Annotated in this window: 22 protein-coding genes, 1 pseudogene and 1 riboswitch; of the genes and pseudogenes, 8 read left to right on the forward strand and 15 right to left on the reverse strand. The window is 64.1% G+C overall.

Translation table 11 applies throughout. The features are described 5' to 3' along the window. The first annotated feature begins 1 nt into the window (after nt 1). On the forward strand, nt 2-865 hold the full coding sequence (asd, locus tag ACMGGG_RS21280) for an archaetidylserine decarboxylase (RefSeq protein ID WP_054893172.1): 864 nt from the start codon (nt 2-4) through the stop codon (nt 863-865). Nucleotides 866-910: 45 nt separating this feature from the next. On the opposite strand, the gene serB is transcribed toward asd, so the two are convergent. Continuing rightward, nucleotides 911-2,125: a phosphoserine phosphatase SerB gene (gene serB / locus ACMGGG_RS21285; RefSeq protein ID WP_054893171.1), complete on the reverse strand. Its 1,215-nt coding sequence runs from the start codon at nt 2,123-2,125 to the stop codon at nt 911-913. A 135-nt stretch (nt 2,126-2,260) separates the two neighbouring features. Between serB and ACMGGG_RS21290 the strand changes: the two genes are divergently transcribed. Next, a complete protein-coding gene (locus tag ACMGGG_RS21290) occupies nt 2,261-3,733 on the forward strand; it encodes a hypothetical protein (protein WP_054893170.1) in 1,473 nt (490 codons plus the stop codon). A 110-nt stretch (nt 3,734-3,843) separates the two neighbouring features. On the opposite strand, the gene ACMGGG_RS21295 is transcribed toward ACMGGG_RS21290, so the two are convergent. The 9 genes and pseudogenes from ACMGGG_RS21295 to ACMGGG_RS21335 all read right to left on the reverse strand — a co-directional run bounded on the left by ACMGGG_RS21295 (nt 3,844) and on the right by ACMGGG_RS21335 (nt 13,151). After that, nucleotides 3,844-4,554: a membrane integrity-associated transporter subunit PqiC gene (locus tag ACMGGG_RS21295; RefSeq protein WP_414154383.1), complete on the reverse strand. Its 711-nt coding sequence runs from the start codon at nt 4,552-4,554 to the stop codon at nt 3,844-3,846. A gap of 173 nt (nt 4,555-4,727) precedes the next feature. Continuing rightward, nucleotides 4,728-6,983, reverse strand: coding sequence for a DNA topoisomerase IV subunit A (parC, locus tag ACMGGG_RS21300; RefSeq protein WP_065863794.1), 2,256 nt, complete (start codon nt 6,981-6,983; stop codon nt 4,728-4,730). Nucleotides 6,984-6,993: 10 nt separating this feature from the next. Continuing rightward, nucleotides 6,994-7,512, reverse strand: coding sequence for a TIGR02281 family clan AA aspartic protease (locus ACMGGG_RS21305; protein ID WP_054893167.1), 519 nt, complete (start codon nt 7,510-7,512; stop codon nt 6,994-6,996). After that, a pseudogene (locus ACMGGG_RS21310) lies at nt 7,509-8,496 on the reverse strand (esterase-like activity of phytase family protein). Before ACMGGG_RS21310 ends, ACMGGG_RS21305 begins: the two are co-directional and overlap by 4 nt. Next, the gene (gene parE / locus ACMGGG_RS21315) at nt 8,493-10,397 is read right to left on the reverse strand and encodes a DNA topoisomerase IV subunit B (RefSeq protein WP_063546429.1); all 1,905 of its coding nucleotides are present in this window, start codon (nt 10,395-10,397) and stop codon (nt 8,493-8,495) included. The pseudogene ACMGGG_RS21310 and the gene parE overlap by 4 nt, the downstream one beginning before the upstream one ends. A gap of 35 nt (nt 10,398-10,432) precedes the next feature. After that, nucleotides 10,433-11,041 carry a YqiA/YcfP family alpha/beta fold hydrolase gene (locus ACMGGG_RS21320; protein ID WP_153774218.1) on the reverse strand — a complete coding sequence of 203 codons (609 nt, stop codon included), beginning with the start codon at nt 11,039-11,041 and terminating at the stop codon, nt 10,433-10,435. 155 nt (nt 11,042-11,196) lie between these two features. Then, on the reverse strand, nt 11,197-12,006 hold the full coding sequence (gene cpdA / locus ACMGGG_RS21325; RefSeq protein WP_232233510.1) for a 3',5'-cyclic-AMP phosphodiesterase: 810 nt from the start codon (nt 12,004-12,006) through the stop codon (nt 11,197-11,199). Nucleotides 12,007-12,090: 84 nt separating this feature from the next. Then, nucleotides 12,091-12,543, reverse strand: coding sequence for a DUF1249 domain-containing protein (locus tag ACMGGG_RS21330; RefSeq protein ID WP_054893162.1), 453 nt, complete (start codon nt 12,541-12,543; stop codon nt 12,091-12,093). Continuing rightward, on the reverse strand, nt 12,534-13,151 hold the full coding sequence (locus tag ACMGGG_RS21335) for an NUDIX domain-containing protein (protein WP_054893161.1): 618 nt from the start codon (nt 13,149-13,151) through the stop codon (nt 12,534-12,536). Before ACMGGG_RS21335 ends, ACMGGG_RS21330 begins: the two co-directional genes overlap by 10 nt. Before the next feature lie 172 nt (nt 13,152-13,323). On the opposite strand from ACMGGG_RS21335, the gene ACMGGG_RS21340 reads away from it, so the two are divergent. After that, nucleotides 13,324-14,070 carry an RsiV family protein gene (locus ACMGGG_RS21340; protein WP_414154385.1) on the forward strand — a complete coding sequence of 249 codons (747 nt, stop codon included), beginning with the start codon at nt 13,324-13,326 and terminating at the stop codon, nt 14,068-14,070. Here ACMGGG_RS21340 and cytX read toward each other — a convergent pair. Both cytX and thiC read right to left on the reverse strand, forming a co-directional pair. Then, nucleotides 14,039-15,322 carry a putative hydroxymethylpyrimidine transporter CytX gene (gene cytX / locus ACMGGG_RS21345; protein WP_414154386.1) on the reverse strand — a complete coding sequence of 428 codons (1,284 nt, stop codon included), beginning with the start codon at nt 15,320-15,322 and terminating at the stop codon, nt 14,039-14,041. The genes ACMGGG_RS21340 and cytX overlap by 32 nt on opposite strands. Before the next feature lie 155 nt (nt 15,323-15,477). Continuing rightward, nucleotides 15,478-17,358: a phosphomethylpyrimidine synthase ThiC gene (thiC, locus tag ACMGGG_RS21350; RefSeq protein ID WP_323453094.1), complete on the reverse strand. Its 1,881-nt coding sequence runs from the start codon at nt 17,356-17,358 to the stop codon at nt 15,478-15,480. 158 nt (nt 17,359-17,516) lie between these two features. Next, a riboswitch (TPP riboswitch) is annotated at nt 17,517-17,624 on the reverse strand. Nucleotides 17,625-17,784: 160 nt separating this feature from the next. On the opposite strand from thiC, the gene ACMGGG_RS21355 reads away from it, so the two are divergent. Further along, nucleotides 17,785-19,221, forward strand: a complete 1,437-nt coding sequence (locus ACMGGG_RS21355) for a TolC family outer membrane protein (RefSeq protein ID WP_054893157.1) — start codon at nt 17,785-17,787, stop codon at nt 19,219-19,221. Nucleotides 19,222-19,265: 44 nt separating this feature from the next. Here the strand turns inward: ACMGGG_RS21355 and ACMGGG_RS21360 are convergent, their stop codons facing one another. The 3 genes from ACMGGG_RS21360 to ACMGGG_RS21370 all read right to left on the reverse strand — a co-directional run bounded on the left by ACMGGG_RS21360 (nt 19,266) and on the right by ACMGGG_RS21370 (nt 22,109). Further along, nucleotides 19,266-19,700: a hypothetical protein gene (locus tag ACMGGG_RS21360; RefSeq protein ID WP_414154387.1), complete on the reverse strand. Its 435-nt coding sequence runs from the start codon at nt 19,698-19,700 to the stop codon at nt 19,266-19,268. 137 nt (nt 19,701-19,837) lie between these two features. Further along, nucleotides 19,838-21,118, reverse strand: a complete 1,281-nt coding sequence (gene waaA / locus ACMGGG_RS21365) for a lipid IV(A) 3-deoxy-D-manno-octulosonic acid transferase (RefSeq protein ID WP_063546445.1) — start codon at nt 21,116-21,118, stop codon at nt 19,838-19,840. Nucleotides 21,119-21,218: 100 nt separating this feature from the next. Then, a complete protein-coding gene (locus ACMGGG_RS21370; RefSeq protein ID WP_112899311.1) occupies nt 21,219-22,109 on the reverse strand; it encodes a LysR family transcriptional regulator in 891 nt (296 codons plus the stop codon). Nucleotides 22,110-22,196: 87 nt separating this feature from the next. On the opposite strand from ACMGGG_RS21370, the gene ACMGGG_RS21375 reads away from it, so the two are divergent. From ACMGGG_RS21375 to ACMGGG_RS21390, 4 genes are all read left to right on the forward strand, one after another. After that, entirely contained in the window at nt 22,197-22,529 is a 333-nt protein-coding gene (locus ACMGGG_RS21375) for a DMT family transporter (RefSeq protein WP_112899312.1), read from the forward strand. Nucleotides 22,530-22,596: 67 nt separating this feature from the next. Continuing rightward, a complete protein-coding gene (locus tag ACMGGG_RS21380) occupies nt 22,597-23,772 on the forward strand; it encodes an NAD(P)/FAD-dependent oxidoreductase (RefSeq protein WP_414154388.1) in 1,176 nt (391 codons plus the stop codon). Beyond that, a complete protein-coding gene (locus ACMGGG_RS21385) occupies nt 23,769-24,581 on the forward strand; it encodes an aldo/keto reductase (RefSeq protein ID WP_372821930.1) in 813 nt (270 codons plus the stop codon). Before ACMGGG_RS21380 ends, ACMGGG_RS21385 begins: the two co-directional genes overlap by 4 nt. A gap of 37 nt (nt 24,582-24,618) precedes the next feature. Beyond that, nucleotides 24,619-25,587, forward strand: coding sequence for a metal ABC transporter ATPase (locus ACMGGG_RS21390; protein WP_414154389.1), 969 nt, complete (start codon nt 24,619-24,621; stop codon nt 25,585-25,587). Nucleotides 25,588-25,647 lie beyond the last annotated feature (60 nt).

The following is a 25,647-nucleotide window of genomic DNA, read 5'->3' on the forward strand; positions in this document are numbered from 1 at the left end:
CATGAAATCCCGTCTGTTCATCATCAGCCAGCACCTGCTGCCGCACCACCTGCTGTCGCGCCTGGCCGGCTGCGTCGCCGAGTGCCGCGCACGCTGGTTCAAGAATGCCTTCACCGCCTGGTTCGCCAAACGCTACCAGGTGAACATGTCCGAGGCGCTGGTCGAGGACCTCACCGCCTACGAGCACTTCAACGCCTTCTTCACCCGCGCCCTCAAGCCGGGGGCGCGCCCCCTGGATGAAACCCCGGGCGCGATCCTGTGTCCGGCCGACGGTGCGGTCAGCCAGCTCGGTCCGATCGAGCACGGCCGTATTTTCCAGGCCAAGGGCCACAGCTTCAGCGCCCTCGAGCTGCTCGGCGGCGACCCGGCGCTGGCCGCGCCGTTCATGGGCGGCGAGTTCGCCACCATCTACCTGTCGCCGAAGGACTACCACCGCGTGCACATGCCGCTGGCCGGCACCCTGCGTGAGATGGTCTACGTGCCGGGCCGCCTGTTCTCGGTCAACCAGACCACGGCTGAGAACGTCCCCGAGCTGTTCGCCCGCAACGAGCGCGTGGTTTGCCTGTTCGATACCGAACGCGGGCCGATGGCGGTGGTGCTGGTGGGTGCGATGATCGTTGCCTCGATCGAGACGGTCTGGGCCGGGCTGGTCACACCGCCCAAGCGCGAGCTGAAGACCTTCCGCTACGACGAAGCCAGCCGCGCGCCGATCCATCTGGAAAAAGGCGCGGAACTGGGGCGTTTCAAGCTGGGTTCGACCGCGATCGTGCTGTTCGGGCCAGAACAGGTGAAGTGGGCCGAAGCCCTCGGCGCCGGGTCTGCCGTGCGCATGGGTGAGCAACTGGCGCTGCCGGTACAGGGCTGACCCGGGATCGCTGGGGCTGCTTTGCAGCCCCGCTGTTTCAACGGTTCACACGCGCCCGTCGCGGTCACGCCAGCCCAGCAGATACAGCACGCCATCCAGCCCCAGCGTGGAAATCGCCTGTTTGGCAGACTGACGCACCAGCGGCTTGGCGCGGAAAGCCACGCCCAGGCCGGCCAGCGACAGCATCGGCAGGTCGTTGGCGCCGTCGCCCACGGCGATGGTCTGCTCCAGTTGCAACCCTTCCTTGTGCGCCAGCTCCTGCAGCAGGTCAGCCTTGCGCTGGGCATCGACGATCGGCTCGATCGCCACGCCCGTCACCTTGCCATCCACCACTTCCAGCTCATTGGCGAACACGTAGTCGATGCCAAGGCGTGCCTGCACCTGCTTGGCGAAGTAGGAAAAACCGCCGGAGAGGATTGCAGTCTTGTAGCCCAGGCGCTTGAGTTCGGCGAACAGGTGTTCGGCACCTTCGGTCAGGCGCAGCGAAGCGCCGATTTCGTCCAGCACGCCGACGTCCAGGCCCTTGAGCAATGCCATGCGCTCCTTGAAGCTGGCACGGAAATCCAGCTCGCCACGCATGGCGCGCTCGGTAATCGCCGAAACCTGTTCGCCGACACCTGCAGCCTTGGCCAACTCATCGATCACCTCGGCTTCGATCAGCGTCGAATCCATGTCGAACACCGCCAGGCGGCGATTGCGACGGAACAGGTCATCCTGCTGGAAGGCGATGTCGATACCCTGCTCGGCCGACAATGCGAAGAAATCGGCGCGCAGGGACTGGGCGTCGGTCGGTTCACCGCGCACGGAGATTTCCAGGCAGGCGCGACTCTTGTCGGTGCTGGCGTCGAGCGCCACACGTGCCGAGAGGCGCTCGATCCGCTCGATGGTCAGGCCATACTGGCTGATGACTGCACTGACCCGTTGCAACTGTTCGGGCGTGACCTTGCGGCTGAGCAGCGTGACGATGTGGCGATTGTCGCCATGGCCGTCCACCCATTGCTGGTAGTCTGCCTCGGAGATTGGCGTGTAGCGCGCCTGCAGGTTCAGCTCATGGGCCTTGGACTGCACCCCTTGCAGCAGGCCGGTAGCGACTTCATTGTCGGGAATATCGACCAGAATGCCGAACGACAACGTGCCATGCATGACCGCAAGACCGATGTCGAGGATGTTCACACCGCCCTGGAGCAGGACGCCGGTGATGGCCGCAGTGAGACCCGGACGGTCTTCACCAGTGATGTTGATCAGGACGATTTCGCGCAAGACCGGGCTCCAACTCGATGAAAAATGCGCATTCTACCCACTTTCCATGACCATCGGGCGCCATCGATACTTTGCCGACAAAACGCGGGTCGCTATACTGCCCAGCATCTTTTCCGCCATAAAGAGCCGCGCTCTGTGAACCGGCCCACGCCTGTCAAAACCGACAACTTCTTTCTGATGATCTTCCGAGCCCTGCGCCAGCGTCGTATTCCCCTGGCATTGCGCATCGCCAGCCACAACATTTTCCTGGTGGCGCTGGCCTTGGTGATCTATGCCTGCGTGATGGGCCTGCAGTTCAAGCAGGCCATGCACGAGCAGGCCGATGCCGTCGGCCAGAGCCTGACCGTGCAGACCGCGACCTCGGCTACCGAGCTGCTGGTGTCCAACGACATCCTCAGCCTCAACGTGCTGCTGGGCAATCTGGTGAAGAACCCGCTGGTGGCCCACGCGGCGATCTACAGCGTCGACAACCGCATCCTCGCCGAGGCCGGGCAACGGCCAAAAAACAGCCTGCTGGGCGAGGCCGAAGGGGTCTACCAGACCAAGATCACCTTCCAGGACGTGACCGCCGGGCAACTGCGCATCAGCCTGGACATGAGCCAGTTCCAGCAACCGATGCTGATCAGCCTGCAGAGCATGGGCATTCTCGCGGCCATCCTGCTGGCGCTGGCGCTTACCCTCAGCCTGCGCCTGGGCCGCTTCATCTCGACGCCGCTGCTGCAATTGCGTGTCTGGCTGCGTGACCCGCACCCCTATACCCCGGCCATCGAGCGCCAGGACGAAATCGGCGATCTCGCTCGTCAGCTTCATGCCCGCCTGGCCCCGCCGCCACCGCCGGAGCCGGAAGAACAGGAAGACGACGAAGATGATTTTGCCGACCTGCATGTGGAGGAGCCGCCACGCAAGGCCGCACCCAAGCCTGTAGCGGCCAGGGTGGCCGCCCAGGACGACGACGCAGACGACGACGCCTTTGCCGACCTGATCGACGACACCGTGCACAGCCCCAAGGCACTGGCCATCCCAGAGTCTGACGAACCGAACACCAGCGCCGTGCTCGCCGTGCAACTCGGCTCCCAGGAGCAACTGCGCCGTCTGCCGCGCACGCGCCTGACCGAGTTGCTGGAGCGCTACCGCGACTGCCTCGACCAGGCCGCGTCGCTGTACGAGGGTGAAGTGCACACCCTTGACGACGGCAGCACGCTGTTGCTGTTCCACAGCCGTGACAGCGGCGAGGACTACCTCACCAATGCCATCTGCTGTGGCGAATTGCTGCGCGCCCTGGGCCACGCCCTGCAGATCGAGGTCGCCGACAGCGGTATCACCCTGCAGTTGCAACTGGGCCTGGCGCTGGGTGAAGACCTGCTGGGCATGGATCAGGTCGACCTGCTGATGACCGAGAAGGCCCAGGATGCCCTGGCGCTGTCGCAACACAGCCGCAACCTGCTGCTGGTCGAGCGCCAGGTCAGCGACGACGCCCTGATCCGCCAGCGCGCGCGCATTCGGCCGATCGCCAGCCCTGAAGGCGCCTGCTGTGTCGAGCGACTGATGGAGCCCTACCCGTCGATGCTCGAGCGCCAGTTGGCGCGGATGCATGAGCGTCGGGCCTGAATGGCCTGATCCGCGGTGCAGTTGTAGAAGCGGCCTTGCGTCGCGAAAGGCCTGCCATCCGGCACCCACAAAAAGCCCGCATCGCTGCGGGCTTTTTCATGTCTGTCGAATCAGAATCGATAGACTTCCATATCGGTGCGGATCGGCGAAGCCATCGGAATCCTCGACTTCTCCGGTTCCTTCTTGACCTGGACCGGAGCCGCTGGCTTTTTCGGCGCCTCTTCAGCGACCGTTGGCTGGTTCGCCAGCGGCTTGACGGCGACGCTCAGTTGCTCGACCAGCTTCTGCAGCAACTGCCCCTGGGCCTGGACCTGCGAGGCCTCGCTGCCCTCATGCTGTTGCTCGAGGTGGACGATACGGTTGTCGCGCACATGGCCACGACGATCCAGTACGCGCCACTGGGCATCGAGGATCGCCGGCTGGTTGGCGCCCGAGTCCAGGCGGGTGATCGACAGCAGTACCTGCACATCCGGCGTGAAGCCGGTGCTGGCAGGTGCAAGCACGACGCGCTGGCTGTCCAGGCGCCAGGCGAGCTGGCGCACCAGCAACTGGTCGATATCCGACGAAAGGCTGCCGGCCCAGCGACCGTCGGTCGCCGCGGTCAGGCTGCCATCAGGCTGACGTTGCAGAAAGGTTTCACGTTGCAGGTAGTCGGCTACCGATACCGGACCGAGCACGACCGCCATGCCGGCAGCCTGCGAAGGCTGGCCGGGGTCGCCGCTGTCGAGTTGGTACAGGGCCACCGGCTGGTGCATGCTGCACCCGCTCAGCCCCAGCAGACCCGTCATCAGCAGCGCAAATGGAAGGCGCAGAAATTTCATCATCCCATCCAAGCGGCCGCCGCCCGGCAACCGCAGTGATACTCGTGTGGATTCCCGCGGGCACACGGCCACGCCGGCCCCGCAAGGGGTGTATCATCCGCGAAATAGTCGCCGGACTCCAGCATTTCCGCCCGGAACGACGCTGAAAACGCCGTTCCAGACGAACAACCGGTTTACTCCGGGCGCTCCACCACCATGCCGTCGACGCGCTGGAATCCACGTGGCAATTTGCTACCACGACGTCCGCGTTCGCCTTTGTAATGTTCGAGGTCATCCGGCTTCAGTGACAGGGTACGCTTGCCAGCCTGCAATACAAGCGTCGATCCCTCGGCAATCACCGCCAGATCGGTGACGAATTCTTCACGACTGGCCACACGATCACCCGGTACGCCAATGATCTTGTTGCCCTTGCCCTTGCCCAGTTGTGGCAGGTCGGCAACCTTGAACACCAGCAGGCGGCCTTCGGTGGTGACCGCTGCCAGCCAGTCCTGTTCGCGGTCGGCGACCGGCCGTGGCGTCATCACCTTGGCGCCATTGGGCAGGCTCAGCAGCCCTTTACCCGCCTTGTTCTTGGCCTGCAGGTCCTCGCCCTTGACCACGAAACCGTAGCCGGCATCGGACGCCACCACATACAGCGCATCATCGTCAGGCAACAGCACGCACTCGAAGGTGGCGCCCGGCGGAGGCGTCAGACGCCCGGTCAGCGGCTCGCCCTGGCCACGGGCCGATGGCAGGCTGTGGGCTGCCAGCGAATAGCTGCGCCCGGTCGAGTCGATAAGCACCGCGAACTGGTTCGAACGCCCCGCCGCTGCGGCCTTGAAGCCATCGCCAGCCTTGTACGAAAGGCCCGTGGCATCGATGTCATGACCCTTGGCGCAACGTACCCAACCTTTTTCCGACAGCACCACGGTGACCGGCTCGGTCGGCATCAGCTCGTTTTCCGACAGAGCCTTGGCCTCGGCGCGCTCGACGATTGGCGAGCGGCGATCGTCGCCATAGGTTTCGGCGTCCTTGATCAGTTCGCTGCGTACCAGCTTGCGCAGCTTCGTCTCGCTGCCCAGCAAGGCCTGCAGCTTGGCCTGCTCCTTGAGCAACTCGTCCTGCTCGCCACGGATCTTCATCTCTTCCAGGCGCGCCAGCTGACGCAGGCGGGTTTCGAGGATGTAGTCGGCCTGGATCTCGGTCAGCTCGAAACGCTCGATCAGCGCCTGTTTGGGATGATCCTCGGTGCGGATGATGTGAATCACTTCATCCAGGTTGAGGAAGGCGGTGAGCAAGCCGTCCAGCAGGTGCAGGCGCTTCTCGACCTTGTCCAGGCGGAACTGCAGGCGCCGGCGCACGGTGCCGATGCGGAACTGCAGCCACTCCTGCAACAGCGCGCGCAGGTTCTTCAACTGAGGACGGCCATCGAGACCGATGATGTTGACGTTGACCCGGTAGCTGTTTTCAAGATCGGTGGTGGCGAACAGGTGCTGCATCAGCTCGTCGGCATCCACACGATTGGAGCGCGGGATGATGACGATGCGGCACGGGTTCTCGTGGTCCGACTCGTCACGCAGGTCGGCGACCATCGGCAGCTTCTTGTTCTGCATCTGCGCGGCGATCTGCTCCAGCACCTTGGCGCCGGAAACCTGATGCGGCAGCGCGGTGACAACGATGTCGCCGTCTTCGACTCGGTACACCGCGCGCATGCGAATCGAGCCCTTGCCGGTTTCGTAGATCTTCTGGATCTCGGACCGTGGCGTGACGATCTCCGCTTCGGTTGGGTAGTCAGGGCCCTGGATGTGCTCGCACAGTTGCTCGATGGTCGCCTTGGGCTCGTCGAGCAGGCGCACGCAGGCGCTGGCGACTTCGCGCAGGTTGTGCGGCGGCACATCGGTGGCCATGCCCACGGCGATGCCGGTGGTGCCATTGAGCAGGATGTTCGGCAAACGTGCCGGCAATACCTGCGGCTCCTGCAGGGTGCCGTCGAAGTTCGGCACCCAGTCGACGGTGCCCTGGCCCAGCTCGCTGAGCAGCACTTCCGAGTAGCGCGACAGCCGCGCCTCGGTGTAACGCATGGCGGCGAACGATTTCGGATCGTCCGGCGCACCCCAGTTGCCCTGACCGTCGACCAGCGTGTAGCGGTAGCTGAACGGCTGCGCCATCAGCACCATGGCTTCATAGCACGCCGAGTCGCCGTGGGGGTGGAACTTGCCGAGCACGTCGCCGACGGTACGCGCCGACTTCTTGTGCTTGGAATCGGCATCCAGCCCCAACTCACTCATGGCATAGACGATGCGCCGCTGCACCGGCTTGAGGCCGTCGCCGACGTGCGGCAAGGCGCGGTCCATGATCACGTACATGGAATAGTTGAGGTAGGCCTGTTCGGTGAAGTCGGCCAGGGAACGGCGTTCGACGCCTTCGAGACTGTCCAGTAAGTCGCTCATGCGAGCCTCGTCATTTCAGGTTCTGGCGCAGCAGCATGGTGCCGCCGCGCTGAGTAAATTCAAGTTGTTTCAAAGCGCTCATGCCGAGCAGCACCGTCTGTCCGTCCAGCCCCGGCACCACCAGGGCACGCACATCACGCAGGCGGATATCCCCCAGTTGCAGGCTATCGAGCCGCGTGCGATAGCCCTCGGTGCGGCCATTGGCGGTACTGAGCATCACCGGCGCGCCGCGCTGTAGCGCCAGATCGCGCGCCAATGCCTCGGGGATCGCCACATCGGTGGCACCGGTATCGAGCATGAAGTGCACGACCTTGCCGTTGATCGCGCCATCGGCGACGAAGTGGCCCTGGCCATTGCTCAGCAGCCGCACCTCGATAAAGTCTTCGCCGCGTTCGGACTGCACGACACTGTTGGGGTTCTGCTGGCGATCCTCCCACTGCCCGAAAAAGCGCGTGGCGAGAAACATCGCCGCCGCCCAGGCGAGGACCATCAGGACCCGCCCCGCCCGCTTGCCCGCTGGCTGGCTCAAGGCTTGGCGCTCCAGCCGCCCGCTGGCGCGGCAAAGCGCCAGACGATAGGGCGGTTTTCACCATCGGCACGGGTGCCGTTGTTGTTGTCCAGGCCGATCCAGGCACCGTCCTTGTCGATCACCAGGGCTTCGGCCAAGCCGAACGGCTGGTCGTAGCGACGTGTGTCGACCAGGGCATCGGCGGCGAACGACCAGCAGCGCTCGACCGCACCGGTGTCGGCGTCACGCCTGGCAAATGCGGAAGGCATTGCGTTCCAGGGTGAACATTTTGCCGTCGAACAGTGCAAGGTCCGCGAAATCTCGCGACAGCGCCCGCGAGCCTGGCATCTGTGACGGTTGCATCTCCACCCCTGCCTCGCTGAGCAGCACACAGCTGCGTCCGCAGGTCCATACCGCTTGCTGACGCTGCACGGCGATCAGCCCACGACGCTCGCGCTCGGCAGCCAACCACAGGCGGTCACCGGCCGGATTGATGGCCAGGCCCTCGAACAAGGCATTGAAGTGCAACAGCATGCCGCTGGCACGGGCCTGGCGAACCATGGCCGGATCGATCCTCAGCCAGTTCGGCTCGCCCTCGACCGGCAATTGCAGCACCGCCGCATGCGCCTCGCTGACCACATAGAAGTTGCCCGCGCTGTCACAGGTGATGCCTTCGAAATCCAGCTCGCCGCCACGGATGAACGACACTGCCCAATTTCGCGACTTCAGCCCCCAGGGCAGCCCGCTCTCCGGTACCGGCGGCGGGGTGAACACCAGGGCCTCGGCACGCCACACGCCATCCTGCTGTTCAAGCCGGTAGATTCGATCGTCGTCGCGGTCCGAGACGCCCCACAGGGCGCCACGGCACTGGGCCAGGCCCGACAGGTTACCGCCGCGCATGCCCTCGATCGGGTGCTCGGCGGTGAGCTTGAACTCTGGCCAGTCGCTGGCGAAACTCGTCAGGCTGGCCAGCGCGAGCAAGGCTGCGACAAGCAGACGAATCAAACCAGGACCTCGGCCAGGTTGCCTTTGGTCTCCAGCCAGTTCTTGCGATCGCCCGCACGCTTCTTGGCGAGCAGCATGTCCATGATCTCGGTGGTACCGGCGAGGTCATCCAGGGTGAGCTGCACCAGGCGCCGGGTGTTCGGGTCCATGGTCGTTTCGCGCAATTGTGGCGGGTTCATTTCGCCCAGCCCCTTGAATCGGGTGACCTGGGGCTTGCCGCGCTTCTTCTCGGCGACCAGACGGTCGAGAATGCCGTCTCGCTCGGCCTCGTCGAGGGCGTAGTAGATCTCCTTGCCCAGGTCGATACGGTACAGCGGCGGCATGGCAACATAGACGTGCCCGGCCTCGACCAGCGGGCGGAAATGCTGGACGAACAGCGCGCACAGCAGCGTGGCGATGTGCAAGCCGTCGGAGTCGGCGTCGGCGAGGATGCAGATCTTGCCGTAGCGCAGTTGCGACAGGTCGGTGGCACCCGGATCGACCCCGATGGCCACGGCAATGTTGTGCACCTCCTGGCTGGCAAGCACTTCGCCGCCATCGACTTCCCAGGTGTTGAGGATCTTGCCGCGCAGGGGCAGGATCGCCTGGAACTCCTTGTCACGCGCCTGCTTCGCCGAACCACCTGCAGAGTCGCCCTCGACCAGGAACAGTTCGGCGCGCATTGGATCCTGTCCGGCGCAGTCGGCCAGTTTGCCGGGCAATGCCGGCCCTTGGGTGATGCGCTTGCGCTCGACCTTCTTGCTCGCCTTGAGGCGTCGGCCGGCGTTGCTGATCGCCAGCTCAGCCAGTTGCATGCCCAGCTCCGGGTGGGCGTTGAGCCACAGGCTGAAGGCATCCTTGACCACACCGGAAACGAACGCCGCGGCCTCGCGGGACGACAGGCGCTCCTTGGTCTGGCCGGAGAACTGCGGTTCCTGCATCTTCATCGAGAGCACGAAGGTGATGCGTTCCCACACGTCCTCGGGCGCCAGCTTGACGCCACGCGGCAGCAGGTTGCGGAATTCGCAGAACTCGCGCATGGCATCGAGCAGGCCTTGGCGCAGGCCGTTGACGTGGGTGCCACCCTGGGCGGTAGGGATCAGGTTGACGTAGCTTTCCTGGACGCTGTCGCCACCCTCGGGCAGCCACAGCAGCGCCCAGTCCACAGCTTCTTTATGACCGGCCAGGCTGCCGCAGAACGGCTCGTCGGGCAGGCGCTGGAATTCACTGACCGAGTCGACCAGGTACGAGCGCAGACCATCCTCGTAGTGCCACTCGACCTTCTCGCCAGTGCCCTTGTCCTCGAAGCTGATCGACAGCCCCGGGCACAGCACGGCCTTGGCCTTGAGCACGTGCTTGAGGCGGCTGATGGAGAACTTGGCCGAATCGAAATACTTGGGATCGGGCGCGAAGTAGACACTGGTGCCGGTGTTGCGCTTGCCGACCGTGCCGATCACCTCAAGCTCAGTGGCTTTGAAGCCATCGGCGAAGGTCATCTGGTACTCGTTGCCGTCACGCTTGACCCGCACGCGGACCTGGGTCGACAGGGCGTTGACCACCGAAATGCCCACGCCGTGGAGGCCGCCGGAGAACTGGTAGTTCTTGTTGGAGAACTTGCCACCGGCGTGCAGCTTGGTAAGGATCAGCTCGACACCCGATACGCCTTCTTCAGGGTGGATATCCACCGGCATGCCGCGACCATCGTCGCTGACTTCCAGCGAGTGGTCGGCGTGCAGCACGACCTGGATCGACCGGGCATGACCGGCGAGGGCTTCGTCGACGCTGTTGTCGATGACTTCCTGGGCCAGGTGGTTGGGCCGGCTGGTGTCGGTATACATGCCCGGCCGCTTGCGGACCGGGTCAAGGCCGGAGAGGACTTCGATGGCGTCTGCGTTATAGGCGCTAGCGCTGGGATTGGCCATGGGTTCTCGTCGTCAGTCTGGTGAATGCAAAAAGGTCAAAATACAGAAAAATCAAGCGCGTCATACTGCGCCCTGGCAATGCCGGCGAAGGCCAGCAAGGCCGGCAGACGCTGGGCGAAGCCTTGGAAGCTGTGGTCGCCGCCGGCCTCGATACGCAGGGCACAGGCCCGGTAATAACGCTCGGCATGGCGATAGTCCAGCGTTTCATCGGCGGTCTGCAACCACACTTGATAGCGTGAGGCATCTTCGGGGGGTGGCACTTCCAGTTCGGCCAGGGCCTGAACATGGTCGTGGGTCAGCTCCCAGGTTTCACCGCTGTAGTGGTTGCGCTGAGTACCGAGGTAGCCGTCGAAATGCTTGTGTGGGGTCACTGCCGGATTGACCAGCAGGGCCTTGAGGCCATGGCGCTCAGCCAGGTGCGTGGCATAGTAGCCGCCGAGGGAGCTGCCGACCAGCAGCGGCGTGCCGAGTTCGGCGATGCACGCTTCGAGCTGAGCCATCGCCTGGCGCGGATGATGGTGCAGTTCGGGGACGCGCAGCTGCGCGCTCAAGCCGAGCTGTTGCATCACCGCCGCGAGCTGGCGCGCCTTGGTGGACAGCGGCGAGCTGTTGAAGCCATGGATATAGAGGATGGAACCCGACATGCTGCCCCCGGAATCTGTGGCTTCGCGCCCGACGATGCGGGCACAGGGACGCGCAGTGTAGCGCGTTCGCCGGGTTTTGGCGCAAGGGTGGGATTTTCGCAACACAATCTTCAAATCCCACGACGGGCGCGACCTTCGCAGGAGCAGTAAATCTGTCAGTAACCCGGGCTGTTGAAATCCAGGGTCACCACGAAATCCCTCGCCCGCTCGACACCGGTCTCCAGCCGTCCGTCTGCATGCAGCCGCAGCCAGCGATACCCTGGCTGCTCTTCACTGACCTTGAAGTCCTCGCTGCGCGCGGCGAACTGGATGCAGGTCGAGGGCGTGGCCAGCAAGCGAATACCGTCGCGGACCTCGTCCCACTCCTGATGGATGTGCCCCCACAGCAACGCCTTCACCTGTGGATATGCCCGCAGACGCTGCAGCAGCTCATCGGCATTGCGCAAGCCAATCGGTGCAATCCAGGCGCAGCCGATATCCACCGGCTGGTGGTGGCAGCACACCAGGCAGTGACGCTCCCCCACCGACGCCAGCGCGTTATCGAGGGTCGAGAGCTGGTCTTGTTCAAGAAGCCCATGGGTAGCACCCAGCACCGCCGAGTTGAGCATCACCACGCGCCAGGCGCCAATGTCGGTAACGGCATGGACCAGATCTGGCGCCACACGCGCCATGACCCTGGCCTCGTCATGGTTGCCCGGCAACCAACGGGTCGGCACGGCAAAACCATCCGTCAGCTCTCGGAACGCAGCGTAGGACGCCACGCTGGCGTCCTGGGACAGGTCCCCAGTGCACAGCAACAGGTCGATGCGTGGTTGCTCGCGACGCACCTGGCTCACCACGTGGCGCAGACTGTCACGGGTGTTGAGGCCCAGCAGGGTGCCAGCCGGATCAGCGAACAGGTGGGCGTCGGTGAGCTGCACCACATGCACCGGAGCCTGTACGGAAGGAATGGGTGAATGCGACAAAGGCCGTCTCCTTGATCGGATTCGGCACGATTATGGCCGTAGAAAGCGTTGGAGCAAATACTCGAAACCAACCGACGTCACATTTCAACGCACGGTTTCGTACTCGTGGCCGCAGGCCAGGCAATGGCTCAGCCATTCACCGAGAAACAGGTTGAGCTGGGCCTTCTCGTCGGGTTGGTGCATGGCCGCGTTGGGGTACGGATAGATGCTGCGCAGGCGCCGAGCGTGCTCGGCACTCACCACTTCGGCCATGCGCGCATCGTGATAGACCTGGACCTCGAGTTGCGGCACCGGCAGCCACGGCAGGCTGTGCTCCTGGCATATCCGCAGCGTGGTGGTGTAGGGGCAGGCCAGCACTACGTCGAGCACCAGCACGCCAAGCATCTGGTCGCCCTGGGTCATGCCGATGCGTCGCGAGCTTTGCGTGGTGCGCATGTCCGGCAGCAGTCGCATCAGCCGTGCGTAGTTCGCCTCGCAGGCAGCCTGCAGGCCGACGAGGTCGACCCGGTAGCGTTCGCGCAGCAGGTTCACTTCCACATCCCCCGGACTTCGTCACGATTCAGCGCCAGCCACTGCAAGGCGATGATGCTTGCCGCGTTGGCGATGCGCCCATCGCGAACCGCCTGCAAGGCATCCTCGAACGACCAGACGCGCACGCGGATATCCTCGCCCTCTTCTTCCAGCCCGTGCAGGCCACCGGCACCCTCGCTGCTGCATCGCCCGAGGAACAGATGGACATACTCGTCACTGCCGCCAGGCGACGGGAAGTATCGGGTCATCGGCCACAGTGCGGAGAAGCTCAGGCCTGCCTCTTCTTCGGCTTCACGGTGGGCAACCTCCTCAGGTTGCTCATCCTTGTCGATCAGCCCGGCGACCAGCTCGATCAGCCAGGGGTTATCGGTCTTGTCCAGCGCACCGACGCGAAACTGTTCGATCAGCACCACTTCGTCACGCAGCGGATCGTAGGGCAGCACGCAGACGGCATCATGGCGCACGAACAGCTCACGGCTGATCTCGCGCCCCATGCCACCGGCGAACAGCTCGTGGCGCAGGCGCACCTTGTCGAGCTTGTAGAAGCCCTGGAAGCAATTGGCCCGTTCGACGATCTCGACCGCCTTGGGCACCGAATTCAAGGTGTCTGACATGGAATTCCTCATTACATCAACGACTGCGTCGCGCCATCCTACTCTGCGTGCCGCCACCTTTCATCCCTTTCCGGCGACCGGGACAGGCTGTCCTCACTCTGTTAGCTTAGTGGCGAACCGAAGGCCCTGCCGACGGTCCAAGGCCGATCATCCATGTTCTGCAAGGATCACCATGACGCTCGTCAAACTGACTGCCGTCGCCCTGCTGGCGTTGACCCTCGGCGCCTGCCAGAGCTTGTTCACGCCCAACTATCGTGCACCGCTCGAGGTCAAGCGCGACGCCTGGGAACACGTCAAACCCGGTTGCAGCGAGCGTGATTGCCCGCTGGTGAACATCGACACCGTGCACTTCCCGGCGCTGCCCAAGCTTGATGCCATCGTCGAGCGTCGCTTGCTGCAACTGACCGAAGACAACCAGCGCGGTACCACACCCACCACATTGCAGCAGTATGAGCAGCAATACTTGGCCAGCGCACAAGCGCGCAACAGCAGCTACCTGCAGGCCAAGGTACGCGAGCAGCATGACGGACTGGTGATCGTCGAGCTGTCCAGTTACCTGGACAGCGGCGGTGCCCACGGTATGCCGGGGCGGGCCTTCATCAACTATTCACGCAAGCAGGACAAGGTGCTCACGCTCCAGGACATGCTGGTGCCTGGCCAGGAAGAGACGTTCTGGAAGACCGTCGAGGAGTCGCACCGCGCCTGGCTGATCAGCACCGGCATGGACAAGGACGCCGAGTTCGTGAAGACCTGGCCATTCAAGCGCTCGCCGCACATCGCCCTGACGTACGGCGCGGTGCTGGTGAAGTATGAGGTCTACGCGATCGCGCCCTATTCCATGGGCCACGTCGAACTGAAGATCCCTTATCCGCGCCTGAACGGCGTCATCAAGCCCGAGCTGTTTCCCGGCCGCGGATAGCACCCAGTACCCCATATAGGCCACCTGCCAGCAGCAAGGCTGGGAGGGTCGCCCCAAGCTCTGGCGCCTCGTGCGCCAGCAGGTGGTAGACCACCACCCCCGCCAGCCAGGCCAGCAGCGCCGGCCAATGCAGCCCCGGCACCTGCTGCGGCAGGCGGCGACGGCGGATCACGAAGTGATCCACCAGCACCACACCGAACAGCGGCGCGAACACCGAACCGATCAACAGCAGGAAGTTCTGGTACTGGGCCAGCGGTGCCAACAGTGCGATCAGGGTGCACAGCAGACCGATCGCCAGCGCCAGGTGCTCGACCTTCAGCCTCACCAGCAGCCCTGTGGACACTGCCGCCGAATGGATGTCGGCAAAGGCGTTTTCCGACTCGTCCAGCAGGATAAGCAACAGCGGGATCCCCAGCCCTGCACCGGCCAGCGCCAGCAGCAAGGCATTCACCTCGCCGCTCGGAGCGAACGCCAGGGTATAGGAGACGCCCAGGCTCATCAGCCAGGCGTTGCCGATGAAAAAGCCCAGCGCGGTGCCGCCGAAGACGCGGCTGGCACGCTTGCCGAAGCGCGAGTAGTCGGCGATCAGTGGCAGCCACGATAGCGGCATGGCGATGACGATATCGAAGCCCACCGCCAGCGACAGCGAGCCATCGCCTGGGCGCCGCCAGAGGTCGGCAAGATCGGCCTTGGCGAACAGATTCCATGTCAGCCACAGGCAGGCGCCGAGCAGCAGCCAGATCCCCCACTTGCGCAACACCTTGCGCACGAAGGCCAACGGGCCACTGACGGCCAGCAGGGTTGCCAGCGCGCCGAAGCACAGGGTCCAGAGCAGCGGGCTGTTCCAGGCGCTGCCTTCGCCGAAGGTGCGTGCGCCCAGCAGGCTGGCGGCGTCACGCATGACAATGATCTCGAACGATCCCCAGCCGACCAGTTGCAGCAGGTTGAGCAACGCCGGCAGACGCGCGCCATGGCGCCCCAGCGACAGGCGCAGACCGGCCATCGCAGAAAGGCCGGTATCGCTGCCGGTCACCCCCACTGCCGCAAGCAACAGCACCCCGACCGCCGTACCGAGCACGATCGCCAGCACCGAGCCCGCCAAGCCCAGGCCCGGTGCGAGCAAGGCACCAACCTGCAGGACCATCAGGCCGATGCCGAGGGAGAACCACAACGAGAACAGATCGCGGGCGCCGAACAGGCGCTGGCTGGAGGGGACCGGGTGATCGGGCGAGAAATGGCTGGGGGTGGTCATTGGAAGGGTCGCCAAAGGGGTTGGGATGTGTGGTGAAGCCTCCGGTCCTTTCGCGGGCAAGCCCGCTCGTGGGAGCGGGCTTGCCCGCGAAAGGGCCGGAGGCCTCGATACAAATGCAACGGCAGAGTGGCTCACCACCACCCTGCCGGCATCACTTACACCTTGTGATAAAGCTGGCTGCCTTCCTGGCGGAACCGCTCGGCCTGCTCGCGCATGCCCTGCTCGGCGGTCACATCCACGGCTTCGATCTTGGCCGCGTACTCGCGCACTTCCTGGGTGATCTTCATCGAACAGAACTTCGGCCCGCACATCGAGCAGAAGTGGGCAACCTTGGCCGATTCCTTGGGCAGGGTCTCGTCGTGGAACGAGCGTGCGGTGTCCGGATCCAGGCCGAGGTTGAACTGGTCTTCCCAGCGGAACTCGAAGCGCGCCTTGGACAGTGCGTTGTCGCGGATCTGCGCGCCCGGGTGGCCCTTGGCAAGGTCGGCGGCATGCGCGGCGATCTTGTAGGTGATGATGCCGGTCTTGACGTCATCCTTGTTCGGCAGGCCCAGGTGCTCCTTGGGCGTGACGTAGCAGAGCATGGCGCAGCCGAACCAGCCGATCATCGCCGCACCGATACCGGAGGTGATGTGGTCGTAGCCCGGTGCGATGTCGGTGGTCAGCGGGCCAAGGGTGTAGAACGGCGCCTCGTCGCAGCACTCCAGCTGCTTGTCCATGTTCTCCTTGATCAACTGCATCGGCACATGGCCTGGGCCTTCGATCATGCACTGCACGTCGTGCTTCCAGGCGATCTTGGTCAGCTCGCCGAGGGTTTCCAGCTCACCGAACTGGGCGGCATCGTTGGCGTCGGCGATCGAGCCCGGACGCAGGCCATCGCCCAGCGAGAAGCTGACGTCGTAGGCCTTCATGATTTCGCAGATCTCGTCGAAATGCGTGTAGAGGAAGTTCTCCTTGTGATGCGCCAGGCACCACTTGGCCATGATCGAACCGCCACGGCTGACGATGCCGGTGACGCGCTTGGCGGTCAGCGGCACATAGCGCAGCAATACGCCGGCATGGATGGTGAAGTAGTCCACGCCCTGCTCGGCCTGCTCGATCAGGGTGTCGCGGAACAGCTCCCAGGTCAGGTCTTCGGCAACGCCGTTGACTTTTTCCAGGGCCTGGTAGATCGGCACAGTGCCGATCGGGACCGGCGAGTTGCGAATGATCCACTCGCGAGTCTCGTGGATGTGCTTGCCGGTGGACAGGTCCATGACCGTGTCCGAGCCCCAACGGATACCCCAGGTCAGCTTGGCCACTTCTTCCTCGATCGAGGAACCCAGGGCGCTGTTGCCGATGTTGCCGTTGATCTTCACCAGGAAGTTGCGGCCGATGATCATCGGCTCGAGTTCGGTGTGGTTGATGTTGGCAGGGATGATCGCGCGACCGCGGGCGATCTCTTCACGTACGAATTCGGGGGTGATCTCCTTCGGGATGCTGGCCCCGAAGCTGTGACCGGCGTGCTGCTGGTCGAGCAGGCCGGCAGCGCGGGCCTCCTGCAGTTTCATGTTCTCGCGGATGGCGACGTATTCCATCTCGGCGGTGATGATGCCCCGGCGTGCGTAGTGCATCTGCGAGACGTTGGCACCGGCCTTGGCGCGGCGTGGGTTGCGGACGTGGGCGAAGCGCAGCTTGGCGAGTTCGGCGTCGTTCAGGCGCTGCTGGCCGAAATTCGAGCTCAGGCCTTCCAGGCGCTCGGTATCGCCACGCGCGTCGATCCAGGCCGAACGCACATCGCCCAGGCCCTTGCGCACATCGATGATGACGTTGGGATCGGTGTAGGGGCCGGAAGTGTCATAGACCAGCACCGGCGCGTTCTTCTCGCCGCCGAAGTCGGTGGGGGTGTCGTGCAGGCTGATCTCGCGCATGGGCACGCGGATGTCCGGGCGCGAGCCTTGGACGTAGACCTTGCGCGAATTGGGCAAGGGTTGCACGGACTGCTGGTCGACTTTGGCCGACTCGCTCAGGCTGATCGCTTTTTCTTGTTTACTCATCACAGGCTCTCCAGACAGCTTCCTAGCGGGCGGAATGTCGGGGAGAACCTGAAAGGCGCGGACGCACCCCTTGGATGGAGTGCAGTGCCGGATACATGGGGTGCCTTGGCTGCACGACAGCCTGACATTCCCGGACCTGGCACAAGAGGCTCCCCGGGAAGGCGAGCAATCTTGTTCCCTACGCAGGCGCTAACCTGATCAGGTTCAACGGGATCCGGAAACTCTCCGATCTCAGCCTTCGATTCAAGGCACCCCGACAAGAACGTGCGCAGTCTAGACTGGAGTGGTCGGCAAAGCCAAGCGCGTAAATGCACGAGAGACGAAAGGTGCAACAGGCGGATTGTTGCCGACAGCCAGCGGCACTACACTGGCGCATCGCACGAAACTCAACAGTTCAGAAATTCAATTTCGTACAAGGATTGCCCTATGCTGCGCAAACTTTCACTGGCGATTGCCGTGTCTTGTGCGTCCAACGGAGTGGTCTGGGCAGCGGATGTGCCCACGACGGTGAAGACCGACCTGGTCAGCGTCTACCAGGAAGCGGTGAACAACAACGCCGATCTCGCCGCCGCCCGCGCCGACTACGGCGCCCGCCGTGAAGTGGTGCCGCAGGCCAGGGCAGGCCTGCTGCCCAATCTGTCCGCCGGTGCGGAAATGATGAACACCCGCACCAAGCTGGACGAACCCTCGATCACCTCCAACCGCAGCGGTAACTCCTGGAGTGCCACACTGTCGCAGCCGATCTTCCGTGCCGACCGCTGGTTCCAACTGCAGGCCGCCGAGGCGGTCAACGAGCAAGCGGCGCTGGAGCTGTCGGCCACCGAGCAGAACCTGATCCTGCAAACGGCCGAAAACTATTTCGCCGTCTTGCGCGCGCAGGACAACCTGGCTTCGACCAAGGCCGAGGAAGCAGCGTTCAAGCGCCAGCTCGACCAGTCCAACGAGCGTTTCGACGTCGGGCTCTCCGACAAGACCGACGTGCTGCAATCCCAGGCCAGCTACGACACCGCCCGTGCCAATCGGATCATCGCCGAGCGCCAGGTGCAGGACGCCTTCGAGGCGCTGGTGACCTTGACCAACCGCGAGTACGGGTCGCTGCAGGGTGTGGTCCACAGCTTGCCGGTGCAGGTACCGGCGCCCAACGACGCCAAGGCCTGGGTGGAGACTGCCGCACGGCAGAACCTCAACCTGCTGGCGACCAACCACGCCGTCGATGCCGCCGAGGAAACCTTGCGCCAGCGCAAGGCCGGCCATGCCCCGACCCTCGATGCCGTGGCGCGTTACCAGAAGGGCGACAACGACAACCTCGGCTTCACCAACCCCGCGCCGCAACCCGGCGTGCGCTACGGCGGTGACGTGGAGCAGACCAGCATTGGCTTGCAACTGAACATTCCGATCTATAGCGGCGGGCTGACCAGCTCGCAGGTGCGTGAAGCCTATGCCCGCCTGAGCCAAAGCGAACAGCAGCGCGAAAGCCTGCGCCGCCAGGTGGTGGAGAACACTCGCAACCTGCACCGCGCGGTGAATACCGATGTGGAGCAGGTGCAGGCCCGCAAACAGTCGATCATCTCCAACCAAAGCGCCCTGGAAGCCACCGAGATCGGCTACCAGGTCGGCACCCGCAACATCGTCGACGTGCTCGATGCGCAGCGCCAGCTCTACACTTCGGTGCGCGACTACAACAACAGCCGCTACGACTACATCCTCGACAACCTTCGCCTCAAGCAGGCCGCCGGCACGCTGAGCCCGCAAGACCTTCAAGACCTGGGGCGCTACCTGAAAGCCGACTACAACCCGGACAAGGACTTCCTGCCGCCGGATCTTGCGGCCGCAGCCGCGAAGAACTTCGAGCGGCGGCCCTGAAGAACATGACAAGGGGCGAGCTGGCGGCTCGCCCGTTGTGCAGTTCAGTCCATGACAAATTTCACGGTATTTCGATTACCATCCTGCGTCAGCTCATGCGTGCAGGAGGCCAATTCGGGGCCCGTCGAGCTTGCAGAGGGCTGCAGACTCGCTGTTTCGGCCGTGTACTTGATAGTGTAGATGCAGGTGCGGTCACCGCTAGCCAGCGAGAACGACTCATGGAAGTCGTTACTCCCTAGCTCCCGTTCAACGAAATACAACCCTCCTCGACTTACATCGTCCACGTTGAACGAAGCTTGGTCGTCCACAACGAAGGTGTCGCCATACACATCGACGTTTGCGTTAGGATCCGCATGATCCACGAGCATCTCAATCCAGGGACCGTCGAATCCTCCGGTCTCGACAGGCCGAGGTGCAAGGTATGCGAATGCGGGAAGCGACGCCATGAGCAAAGCGAAAGACAGGGCAAGAGAGCGCATGTGGTAGTTCTCCAATAGGGATGCCCCAGCGGCATCCTCATGTCGAGCCTACTGACATCCCACTCAGCCACATCGCCACATAATTACCACCCTGATCTCATGCCGAACACATCCATGCAGACGGTCGAAAGAGGACATCATGAACGCGTCTGGATGAGCTTCCCAAGGGCCTCGAGCAATCGTTGCAGGGCACCCTGGTTGGCCTGCATCACCGCCCTGCCTGCCTCGCCCATGCGCCGACAATCCTGGGGAAGCTCAATCAGGCGTCGGACCGCAGCGGCCAGTCCTTCGGCGTCGTCCACCTGTTGTAACGCACCAGCTTCACGCAACATCGCGCTGATCTCGAGGAAGTTGAACACGTGCGGGCCGGTAATTACCGGCAATGCGAGCGCTGCCGGCTCCAGCGGATTGTGCCCGCCAGTGGGCACCAGGCTGCCGCCCACGAAGGTGATATCAGCCAAGGCGTAGAGGAACATCAACTCGCCCATGGTATCGCCAAGCAGGACCTGGACCTGCCCGTCTACCGCCGCACCCGAAGAACGTCGCACCGTGGTGAAACGTTCGCGACACAGTTCATGCACCGCATCGAAACGCTCCGGGTGACGTGGCACCAGGATCAGGAGTGCATCGCCATGCACCTGCAGCAGGCGCTGGTGGGCTTCGAGAATGAGCGCATCCTCGCCCTCATGAGTGCTGGCGGCAATCCACACTGGCCGCTGCAGGGCCGACCACTGCTCGCGCAACTGGCGGGCATGTGGCAGTAGTTGATCGTGCACCTTCAGGTCGAACTTGATCGAACCGGTCACCTGCACGCACTGCGCACGGGCGCCCAGACTGCGGAAACGCTCGGCCTCGGTCTCGGTCTGTACCGCAATCAGGCTCATCTCTTCGAGCATCGGCCGGGTCAGGCCGGCGAAACGAGCATAACCGCGTGCCGAACGCTCCGACAACCGCGCATTGGCCAGGGCCACGGGAATACCGCGCCTAGCGCACTGGTGGATATGGTTGGGCCACAGTTCGGTTTCCATGATGATGCCCAGCTTCGGACGCACATGATCGAGGAAGCGCGCCGCTGCCCAGGGCAGATCGTAGGGCAGATAACAATGCTGGACCCGCGGCTCGCTGGCGAACATCGCGCGGATACGCTCCGAGCCGGTCGGGGTCATGCAGGTCAGCGTAATGGGCAGGTCCGGGTAAGCCGCGAGCAGTGCCTTGACCATCGGCGCCGCAGCGATGCTCTCGCCCACCGATACCGCATGCACCCAGATACCGCCCTGGCGCATGGCCGGAAGCTTGCAGGCAAAGCGCTCGGCGATGCGCTGGCGATACGCTGGCGCCTTGCGCCCACGCAAGAACAGGCGCAGCGCGACCAGCGGCAGGCCCAGGTGAAACAGCAGGGTGTAGAGGGTTCTGTTCATGGCGCCGCAGTTTACTAGGGTCTGTCTGAAATGTGTCTGCACTCGCCCATACTACGTTGAAGACAGCCACCTCAGATTCACGGGAAAAAGGTCTGTCAGACTAGCCGATTGCCCGCAGGTGCATGGCAAAGCGCTCAGCCAGCCATTGGGCTGCCGGCCCAAGCGGCTCGTCGCGCCGCCAGGCCAGCTCGGCAACCAGCGCCGGCGGGCGCCATTCGCTATCGAGCTCGACCATGTGCGCCTGGTACGTCGGGTACTGCACCACGTGCCGTGGCAGCCAGGCCCAGCCCAGACCGCGCATCAGCAACTCGGCCATGACGTAGAAGCTGTCGGCACGCCAGACCTGAGCGCTGACCGGCTCGCCGCCCGGATAGTCGCTGTCCTGTGGGGCGATGAGCAACTGCCGGTGACGCGCCAGCTGCTGACAGGTTACCCGTCCGGCATGGGCAAGCGGATGATGCGCAGCACAGACCGTGACCATCTCGACACTGCCCAGGGTACGGCGCTCCAGCGAGTCCGGGATGCTTTCGTGATGAAAAAACAAGCCGAGATCTGCCCGCCGCCCGACCAGCTTGCGCGCCACGTCGCCCTGTGCGCCACTGGCCAGTTGCACCTGGAGAAAGGGGAACTGGCTGGCCAGCTCATCAAGGCTGTCGATCACCGGCTGGTAGGGCATGGCTTCGTCCTGAGCCACCCGCAGCAGCGGTTCCTGGCCGCGCATCAAGGCCTGGGCGCGACCATCGAGCCGCTCGCACTGGCGCAACAACTCCTGAGCGTCACGTAGCAAGGCTTCGCCACTTTCGGTCAGACGCGGCTGACGACCACTGCTGCGTTCGAAAAGGATCACGCCAAGGTCTGCTTCAAGCAGCGCAATGGCGTTGCTCACGGCCGACTGCGCCTTGCGCTGGGCACGGGCCACGGCAGAAAACGAGCGTAGCTCGGCGACCTGGACGAAAAGCCGCAACTGTTCAAGGTTCCACTGTTCGGCCATTACCTATCCCCAGAATCGATAGGTAATGACTTTACCGCAATCAGGAACAACCTAGAATGCCCGACCAGTAACCAGAGGAAACCGATCATGAATGCCTACACCTATCTCGCCATCGCCATCTGCGCCGAGGTCATCGCCACCGCTTCGATGAAAGCGGTCAAGGGCCTGAGTACGCCGTTGCCGTTGCTGCTGATGGTGTGTGGCTATGCCGTGGCCTTCTGGATGCTCACGCTGGTGGTGCGCAGCATTCCAGTGGGTATCGCCTACGCGGTGTGGTCCGGCATGGGGATCGTGCTGATCAGCATCGCAGCGCTGGTGATCTATGGGCAGAAGCTGGATGTACCGGCCATGCTGGGGATGGCGATGATCGTAGGGGGTGTGGTGGTGATCCAGGTCTTCTCCAAGACAGCTGGGCATTGATCGATAGGCAACATTGCCGGGCACGGGCTGTATACTGGGCAATCGTTCCAGTTTTCGAGGTGCCCGCATGCCATCCGCCATTTCCACTGACGTCCTCATCGTCGGCGCCGGGGTCGCAGGCCTCTGGCTCAATGCCCGGCTGCGTCGCCAGGGCTATTCGACGGTGCTGGTGGAGCGCGCCAGCCTTGGCGGCGAGCAGACCATCAAGTCCCAGGGCATCATCCATGGCGGCACCAAGTACGCCCTGCACGGCGCGCTGACCGGCGCTTCGGAGGCCATCGCCGACATGCCGCGGCGCTGGCGCGAGGCCCTGGCCGGTAGCGGCGAGCTGGACCTGCGCGACACCCGCCTGCTCTCCGATGCCCACTATCTATGGTCGCCCGGCACCTTGGCCGGCAACCTCACCAGCTTCTTCGCCAGCAAGGCCGTGCGCGGCCGGGTCGATCAGGTCAAGGGCGAGCAGTTGCCACCGGCCCTGCAGGACCGCGCCTTCAAAGGCAAGGTCTACCGTCTGGCCGAGCTGGTCATCGATGTACCCAGCCTGATCGGCAACCTCGCGCAACTGGCCGGCGACAGCTTGCTCGCTGGCGAGCGGATCGAGCCACTGCACGAAGGCCAGGCGCTGGTCGGCCTGAAGGTCGATGGTCGCGAGATCCGCGCCCAACGCATCGTGCTCAGTGCCGGCGGCGGCACCGAGGACCTGCTGCATGCCCTCGGCCTGAGCCAACCCGCGCAGCAGCGCCGCCCCTTGCATATGGTCCTGGCCAAAGGCCCCAACCTCAAGCCGCTGTACGCCCACTGCCTGGGCGGTGGCACCAAGCCACGGGTCACCGTGACCACCCACCCGGCGGCCGATGGCCAGTGGGTCTGGTACCTGGGCGGCGACCTCGCCGAAGCCGATGGCGTGGCACGCGAGCCGGCCGCGCAGATTGCCGCAGCGCAAAAAGAGATCGCCGGCCTGCTGCCCTGGGTCGATCAAAGCCAAGTGCGCTGGGCCACCTTGCGCGTCGATCGCGCCGAGCCCGCACAGTCGGGCCTGGTACGCCCCGACAACGCCTTCCTCAGCGAGCAGGAACGCCTGCTGGTTGGCTGGCCGACCAAGCTGGCGCTGGCGCCAGACTTCTCCGACCGCGTCCTGGCCGCCTTCGAGCGCGATGGTATTCGCCCGAGCGCCCAGGCCGACCTGACAGACTTGCCGCGTCCCCCACTCGGCATGCCGGCCTGGGAGCAACTGCTGCCATGAGCCTGCCGACCCTGCACGATTTCCACCGTCCCTTGGGCGGCACCGGCCTGAAGGTATCGCCACTGGGGCTGGGCACGGTCAAGCTTGGCCGCGACCAGGGCGTGAAGTATCCCAACGGCTTCACCATCCCCGGCGACGACGAGGCCCGCCTGCTGCTGTCGCAGGCGCGCGAGCTGGGCATCAACCTGATCGACACCGCGCCGGCCTATGGTCGCAGCGAAGAGCGTCTCGGCCCGTTGCTGCGTGGCCAGCGTAACGACTGGATCATCGTCAGCAAGGTCGGCGAAGAGTTCGAAAACGGCCTGTCGCACTTCGACTTCAGCGCCGTCCATACCCGACGCTCGGTCGAGCGCAGCCTCAAGCGCCTGGAAACCGACCGTATCGAACTGGTACTGGTGCACTCCGACGGCAATGACCTGGCCATCCTTGAGCAGCAAGAGGTCTACCAGACACTCGCCGCGCTCAAGCAGGAGGGTAAGATCCTCGGCTATGGCTTTTCCGGCAAGACCGCCGTCGGCGGCCTGAAAGCACTGGAACAGGGCGACTGCGCGATGATCACCTACAACCTCAACGAGCAGGCGGAGCGCCCGGTACTGGACTACGCTGCCGAACACGGCAAGGCCATCCTGGTGAAGAAGGCCCTGGCCAGCGGCCATATCTGCCTGTCTCCAGGAGTCGACCCGGTCCAGGCCAGCTTCGAGCTGCTGTTCGCCCATCCGGGGGTCAGCAGTGCTATTGTCGGCACCATCAATCCGTTGCACCTGGCCCACAACGTGGCCACCGTCGCCCGTATTCTGGGCCAGGCCTGAGCCGCTCACGCGGCCGCCGAATGCAAGGAGGAGCCTCGTGGCGCGTACGCTTATCCGCAAGAACCCGAGCAACTTCAAGACCCTGCCGCTGCATGTCGAAGCCACCCCGGAACGCCTGAGCTACCAGAGCATCGGTATGCCGCTGAACTTCGCCCAGACTCTGCAACGGCGCAAGGCGATCCAGCTGGATGACAGCGAACGCTTCGTCATCGAACTGGCCAACCTGGGCGTTTCGGTACGCCTGACCCTCAACTGGCAGAACCGCGACTACTGGGTGCTGGTACGTCAGCACCGCCAGGACCGCGGCGATGTCGTACTCAAGCTGATCTCCGGTTACGTACCTGCCCAGGAGCTCAACCTCCCGCTGCACACGGCCATCCAGGAAGTGGCAGAAGAATGCCTGCTGGAAACCCCGGAAGGCTGGCTGGGCGGACGTTTCAACGACACCTGGCTACCCGCCCCTTATGCCGCGGCCCTGCACTACCGCGAAGCCCTGCCCTTCACCCTGAGCCCGGCCTCGGGCGCGGCGCGGCCGGTACACTGCGGCAACCTGATGCTGCTCGAGCGACCACGGGCCTATGTGCACCTGCCCACCGCCTCGCTGCAACTGATTTACGATCTGCGCCTGCAGGTCCCCAAGGAGGCCAAGTCGCTCAGCCTGTTCCACGTCGACGAGCGCCTGGAAGGCGACCAACTGGTGGCCCGGCTCAACCGCAAGCGCCCCGACCTGTATCTGATGCCCCTGAAGGACGGCAAGCCACTGGCGGAGCTGTTCACCCTGAAGAAGGACCAGCTGATACCCGCGAGCACGCGCGGGCTGTACCTGGCCGAAAGCTTCGCCCTGCAGGATGGGTGGGTGGTGAGGGAAGAGCGCGTGCGCTGGCGGGAATGGGTGCGTCAGCAAGGGTTGGTGGAGAGCCGGCCCGAGAAGCCTTCGCACCTGCAGCGGTTCAGCGACAAGGCGCGGGCGTTGCTGCAGCGGGCAAAGACCACACTGCATAAATAGCAGCAGCGGCGCCTGGCCGCTGCAACCTGCCCCGCGATCACCGGTGGTACGCGATGCAGC

The organism is Pseudomonas sp. BNK-44-b (assembly GCF_047456245.1).
In the GTDB taxonomy this organism is placed as follows: domain Bacteria; phylum Pseudomonadota; class Gammaproteobacteria; order Pseudomonadales; family Pseudomonadaceae; genus Aquipseudomonas; species Aquipseudomonas machongensis.

Bases quoted from the DNA above. Each gene is read 5' to 3' on its own strand.
- waaA (WP_063546445.1), bottom strand. From the start codon at position 21,118: ATGAACAGAACCCTCTACACCCTGCTGTTTCACCTGGGCCTGCCGCTG.
- thiC (WP_323453094.1), bottom strand. From the start codon at position 17,358: ATGAGTAAACAAGAAAAAGCGATCAGCCTGAGCGAGTCGGCCAAAGTC.
- ACMGGG_RS21380 (WP_414154388.1), top strand. From the start codon at position 22,597: ATGCCATCCGCCATTTCCACTGACGTCCTCATCGTCGGCGCCGGGGTC.
- ACMGGG_RS21295 (WP_414154383.1), bottom strand. From the start codon at position 4,554: ATGAAATTTCTGCGCCTTCCATTTGCGCTGCTGATGACGGGTCTGCTG.
- ACMGGG_RS21355 (WP_054893157.1), top strand. From the start codon at position 17,785: ATGCTGCGCAAACTTTCACTGGCGATTGCCGTGTCTTGTGCGTCCAAC.
- ACMGGG_RS21385 (WP_372821930.1), top strand. From the start codon at position 23,769: ATGAGCCTGCCGACCCTGCACGATTTCCACCGTCCCTTGGGCGGCACC.
- ACMGGG_RS21360 (WP_414154387.1), bottom strand. From the start codon at position 19,700: ATGCGCTCTCTTGCCCTGTCTTTCGCTTTGCTCATGGCGTCGCTTCCC.
- ACMGGG_RS21370 (WP_112899311.1), bottom strand. From the start codon at position 22,109: ATGGCCGAACAGTGGAACCTTGAACAGTTGCGGCTTTTCGTCCAGGTC.
- parC (WP_065863794.1), bottom strand. From the start codon at position 6,983: ATGAGCGACTTACTGGACAGTCTCGAAGGCGTCGAACGCCGTTCCCTG.
- ACMGGG_RS21340 (WP_414154385.1), top strand. From the start codon at position 13,324: ATGACGCTCGTCAAACTGACTGCCGTCGCCCTGCTGGCGTTGACCCTC.
- asd (WP_054893172.1), top strand. From the start codon at position 2: ATGAAATCCCGTCTGTTCATCATCAGCCAGCACCTGCTGCCGCACCAC.
- ACMGGG_RS21320 (WP_153774218.1), bottom strand. From the start codon at position 11,041: ATGTCGGGTTCCATCCTCTATATCCATGGCTTCAACAGCTCGCCGCTG.
- ACMGGG_RS21335 (WP_054893161.1), bottom strand. From the start codon at position 13,151: ATGTCAGACACCTTGAATTCGGTGCCCAAGGCGGTCGAGATCGTCGAA.
- ACMGGG_RS21375 (WP_112899312.1), top strand. From the start codon at position 22,197: ATGAATGCCTACACCTATCTCGCCATCGCCATCTGCGCCGAGGTCATC.
- parE (WP_063546429.1), bottom strand. From the start codon at position 10,397: ATGGCCAATCCCAGCGCTAGCGCCTATAACGCAGACGCCATCGAAGTC.
- cytX (WP_414154386.1), bottom strand. From the start codon at position 15,322: ATGACCACCCCCAGCCATTTCTCGCCCGATCACCCGGTCCCCTCCAGC.